This window comes from Inquilinus sp. (assembly GCF_039594555.1).
Taxonomy (GTDB): domain Bacteria; phylum Pseudomonadota; class Alphaproteobacteria; order DSM-16000; family Inquilinaceae; genus Inquilinus.
Window position 1 is genome coordinate 1 of sequence record NZ_JBCNNF010000489.1, and the last position, 4,814, is coordinate 4,814.

A 4,814-nucleotide genomic window follows, 5' to 3' on the forward strand; every position below is an offset into this window, starting at 1 on the left:
AGACCTCGGCCACCGGCCCGACCAGGGCCAGCGCGACGCTGAGGATGTGCGAGCCGATGTCGCCCAGGGCGCCGCTGCCCGCCTGGTCGCGCCGGCAGCGCCAGGACATCGGCACCGCCGGGTCGGCCATGTAGTCCTCGTCGCTGACGCCGCGGAAATAGGTGACGCGGCCGATGGCGCCGTCGCGGATCAGCTGCCGCGCGAAGGACACGGCCGGGCTGCGCAGGTAGTTGTAGCCGACCATGGTGGTGACGCCGGCCTCGGCCGCGGCCGCCGCCATCTCCGCCGCGTCGGCGGCGTTCAGCGCCAGCGGCTTCTCGCAATAGACATGCTTGCCGGCCCGGAGCGCCGCCAACGCCATCGGCTTGTGCAGCAGGTTGGGGGAGGTGATGGCGACGAGGCCGACCTTCGGGTCGGCCACCAGCGCCTGCCAGTCGCCGGTGGCGCGGGCGAAGCCGAAGCGGTCGGCGGCGCGCTGCGCGGCGCCGGCATCGATGTCGGCCACCATCTCCAGCCGGGCGCCGAGCTTGGTGCGGAACACCGCCGGCGCCGCCCGGAAGGCCAGGGCATGGCATTCGCCCATGAAGCCGGTGCCGATCAGCCCGATGCCGAGGGTGGGGGTCATCCGATGGTCCCAAGTCAGTCCCCCCTCCCCCTGCGGGAGGGGGGTAGGGGGAGGGGGTTGTCGATGCAGGGGAACAGGTCCGGGCCGGAGCGGATGGCGCGAACCCCCTCCCCCTAACCCCCTCCCGCGAGGGGAGGGGGGACTCGATGGGTTTAAGCCGCCGCGTCGCTGCGTTCGAACTCGGCCAGCTCGGCGGTCAGGCTGGCCAGCTCCTGGCCGCCGGCCATCATCTCCAGCACCTGCTCGCGGCTGATCTCGCTCTTCGCATAGGTGCCCAGGCAGCGGCCGCGGTTCAGCAGGGTGAAGGTGTCGGCCACCGGATAGGCGTGGTGGACGTTGTGGGTGATGAAGATCACCCCCAGGCCGCGCGCCCGCGCCTGCACGATGTAGCGCAGCACCACCGAGGCCTGCTTGACGCCCAGCGCCGAGGTCGGCTCGTCCAGGATCAGCACCTTGGCGCCGAAATGCACGGCGCGGGCGATGGCGACGCATTGCCGCTCGCCGCCCGACAGGGTGCCGACCGCCTGGCCGGGGTCGCGCACATCGATGCCGATCTGGCGCATCGCGTCGCGGGCGATGGCATTGGCCTTGTCCATGTCGATGCGCCGGGTCGGGCCCCAGCCCAAAGTCGGCTCGCGGCCCATGAAGAAGTTCCGGGTGATGCTCATCAGCGGCACCATCGCCAGGTCCTGGTAGACCGTGGCGATGCCGTGGTCGAGCGCGTCGCGCGGCGAGGTGAAGCGCACCTCGCGGCCCTCGACCCGCATCTGGCCCTCGCTGGGCTGGTGCACGCCGGCCAGGGTCTTGATCAGCGTCGACTTGCCGGCGCCGTTGTCGCCCAGGAGCGCCAGCACCTCGCCGGGGCGGACCGAGATGGTGATGTCCTTCAGCGCCACCACCGAGCCGAAATACTTGCAGACGCCCTGCAGCTCGACGAGCGGAGTGGATTGGGGATTCACGACCGGCCTCCCGTCACCTTGCGGCGGATGTAGTTGTTCACGATCACGGCCAAGAGCAGCATCACGCCGAGGAAGACCTTGAACCAGTCGGTGTTCACGCCGGAGTAGAAGATGCCCATCTGCACCACGCCGAAGATCAGCGCGCCGAAGGCGGCGCCGATCACCGAGCCGTAGCCGCCGGTCAAGAGCGTGCCGCCGATCACCACGGCGATGATGGCCTCGAACTCCTTCAGCAGGCCGCGGTCGGCGGCGGCGGAGCCGAACTCCATCACCTGGCAGGCGGCGAAGACGGTGGCGCAGAAGGCGGTGCCCATGAACAGCAGCACCTTCACCCGGCCGACCGGCACGCCCATGTTGCGCGCCGCCGTGTTGTCGCCGCCGACGGCGAAGATCCAGTTGCCGAAGCGGGTGCGCAGCAGGATCCAGGCGCCGATCGCGGTCAGCGCCAGCCACCACACCACCAGCACCGGCAGGCCGGGGACGATCGGGCTGCCGTCGGGGAAGGTGTCGATCAGCCCGACGCCGCCGGCCCAGCGGTAGAGCCCGTCCAGCACCGTGCCGGTGAAGACCGGCGCCAGCCAGTCGGCCGCCGCCGGGTCCTTCACCCCGCCGACGATGGTGCGGTTGGTGAACAGGATCGACAGCGCGATGGTCATGCCGCGCAGGATGAACAGGAAGGCCAGGCTGACGATGAAGCTGGGCAGGCCGGTGCGCACCACCAGCCAGCCGTTCAGCGCGCCGATCGCCAGGGCGCCGGCGAAGGCGAAGACCAGCGACAGCCAGACCGGCCAGCCGAAGAACACGGTCGGGATCGCGATCATCATGCCGGCGAAGCCGATCATCGACCCGATCGACAGGTCGAACTCGCCGGCCACCATCAGCAGGCTGGCGCCGACCGCGAGGATGCCGAGCTGGGCCGACACCACCAGCCAGTTGGAGATGCCGTCGGCGCTGAACATGCCGGAGGTGCCGGCGGTCAGGCCGAAGAAGACGAAGACCAGCACGGTGCCGGCCATGGCGCCGAGCTCGGGGCGGGACAGCAGCCGCGAGGCGAGGGAGACGGTGCGCAGCCGCTCGTCGCCGGCCGGCGGCGGCGGCGAAGGGACCCGGCCCTGCGGGATCCTGGTGTCGGTCTGGACGGTGGTCATGGCGTCTTCCGGGCTTGGGGCGGGAAGAGGGGAGGCGGGGCGGCTGATGCGTCCGGTCGCCGCCGTTCCTTCCCTGTCATTGCCGGGCTTGACCCGGCAATCCAGAGGGTCTCGACGCTCTCTGGATGCCCGGGTCAAGCCCGGGCATGACAGAAAAAGAAGCGGTAGAAGCTAGAAGGTCTAACGATCCTACCGGTATTCGCCGGCCAGCTTCTCGACCAGGGCGATGTTGTCCTTGGTGATGAAGCCGGGGCCGGAGTTGATGTTGTTGCTGGGGATCACGCCGTAGCGGACGTAGTTCGCCAGCAGCACCACCGGCAGGTAGCCCTGCAGGTAGGGCTGCTGGTCGATGGCGAAGGTCACCGTGCCGTCCTTGATGCCGGCGGCGATGGCGGCGCTCAGGTCGAAGGTGGCGAAGAAGATCTTGCCGGCCTGCTTGTTGGCCTGCAGCACCTGGATCGTCGGCTCGGCCGAGTTCGGCCCGAGCGTCAGGATGCCGTTGGTGTCGGGATGGGCGCGCAGAAAGGCGGAGACCTTGGTCTGCACCTCGCCCGGGTCCATGCCCGAATCGACCATCTGGTCGCCGAGCGGCACGCCCAGCGCGTCGGCGAAGCCCTGGCAGCGCTCCACCGAGGCCGGGTTGGTGATGTAGTGGTTGACGCACAGGAACTTGGTGACGCCGGCGGCCTTGGCCTTCTCGCCCGCGCCCTTGCCGGCGTCGTATTCCGGCTGGCCGATATGCATCAGGGCGCCGAGCTTCTTGCTCTGCTCCGCCGTGCCGGAATTGATGGTGATGACCGGGATGCCCTTCTTCACCGCGTCGGTGATCGGGCCCTTCAGCACGTCGTAATCGGCGATGGTGATGATGATGCCGTCGGGCTTCGACGCGGTGGCCTGCTGCACGATGCGGGCCATGTCGGCGAGGTCGCCGGTCGACGGGTTCTGGTAGTCCACCTTGGCGCCGACCTGCTGGCCCGCCTCGCGGATCGCGGTCTTGATGGTGTTCCACCAGCTGTCGGAATCGGGCGCGTGGCTGATCAGCACGAAGCGCTCATTGGCGGCCTGCGCCGCCTGGGGTGCGGCCGCCAGGCCCAGCACCATGGCGGCGCCCATGGCTGCGCCGCACAGCAATGTCCGAAGCATTCCTGGTCCTCCCTCGGTTTCGTCGCCCGATTCATCGGCGCCGGACGGGGCCTCAGCCCGGGTCCGTCGCCGAAGTCGGTTGATCACGAGAATTGAACAGGATTTTTAATAGGAAGGCAATTCAGAATTTCTGTTCTATTTCTGGTCCGGCCGTTTCAGAGGGCGCGCCGGCACCGCGCAGGCCGGCCTCCAGGATCGCCGCCGCCCGCCCGGCCAGCGCGTCGAGCGCGCCGTCGCGCACCAGGTCATCGGCCAGCTGGCCGGAGATGACCAGGAGGGCCAGCCCGTGCAGCTGGGCCCAGGCGGCCACCACCGCGGCCCTGTCTGCCGCGGGGGCGAGGCTCAGGACGGCCTGGCGTAGCCCGTCATAGGCGCGCTCGCCGACAGCCCACAGCGCCGGGTCGCCCGATTTCTGCAGCCCGCCGTCGAACATCAGCCGGTACAGCCCCGGCTGCTCCCGCGCGAAGCCGAGATAGGCGCGGAACCCGGCCGCCATCCCGGCCTCCGGCGGGAGCTCCGCCAGCCGGGCGGACAGGATGGCGAATCCCTCCGCCGCCACCGCCGCCAGCAGCGCCTGCTTCGTCGGGAAGTGCCGGTACGGCGCGTTGTGCGACACCCCGACCCGGCGGGCGACGTCGCGCAGGCTCAGCGCCTCCGGCCCCGATTCCTCCAGCAGCGCCCGCGCCGCCGCCACCAGCGCCCGGCGCAGGTCGCCATGGTGATAGGGCTGCCCAGGGGTCTCCGGCTCCGATGTTGACACAGCCCACATCCAATCATATGTTGCTGATGTCAACATCGACCGGATCGGTCCTGCTGTAAAGGCCGCAACGATGCTCTCGCTCGCTCTCGCCGCGCTATTCTGGGTGGTGCTGCATCTCGTCGTCGCGGGCCCGCTGCGCCCGGCGGTGGCCGGCCGGCTGGGGGAGGTGGGCTACAGCG

At 69.9% G+C, this 4,814-nt stretch carries 5 protein-coding genes; all 5 read right to left on the bottom strand.

Annotated elements, in window-relative coordinates; all coding sequences use genetic code 11:
• Positions 1–625, bottom strand: a 625-nt coding sequence (locus ABDW35_RS32380; protein ID WP_343717967.1) for a Gfo/Idh/MocA family oxidoreductase, incomplete at its 3' end; no start/stop codon positions are given.
• Between the two features lie 152 nt (positions 626–777).
• Complete coding sequence (locus ABDW35_RS32385) at positions 778–1,584, bottom strand: ATP-binding cassette domain-containing protein (protein WP_343717968.1); 807 nt, start codon at positions 1,582–1,584, stop codon at positions 778–780.
• Entirely contained in the window at positions 1,581–2,732 is a 1,152-nt protein-coding gene (locus tag ABDW35_RS32390) for an ABC transporter permease (protein WP_343717969.1), read from the bottom strand. The genes ABDW35_RS32385 and ABDW35_RS32390 overlap by 4 nt, the downstream gene beginning before the upstream one ends.
• A gap of 189 nt (positions 2,733–2,921) precedes the next feature.
• Positions 2,922–3,875, bottom strand: coding sequence for a sugar ABC transporter substrate-binding protein (locus ABDW35_RS32395; protein ID WP_343717970.1), 954 nt, complete (start codon positions 3,873–3,875; stop codon positions 2,922–2,924).
• Positions 3,876–3,996: 121 nt separating this feature from the next.
• Positions 3,997–4,635, bottom strand: a complete 639-nt coding sequence (locus ABDW35_RS32400; protein WP_343717971.1) for a TetR/AcrR family transcriptional regulator — start codon at positions 4,633–4,635, stop codon at positions 3,997–3,999.
• Between the last annotated feature and the right edge of the window lie 179 nt (positions 4,636–4,814).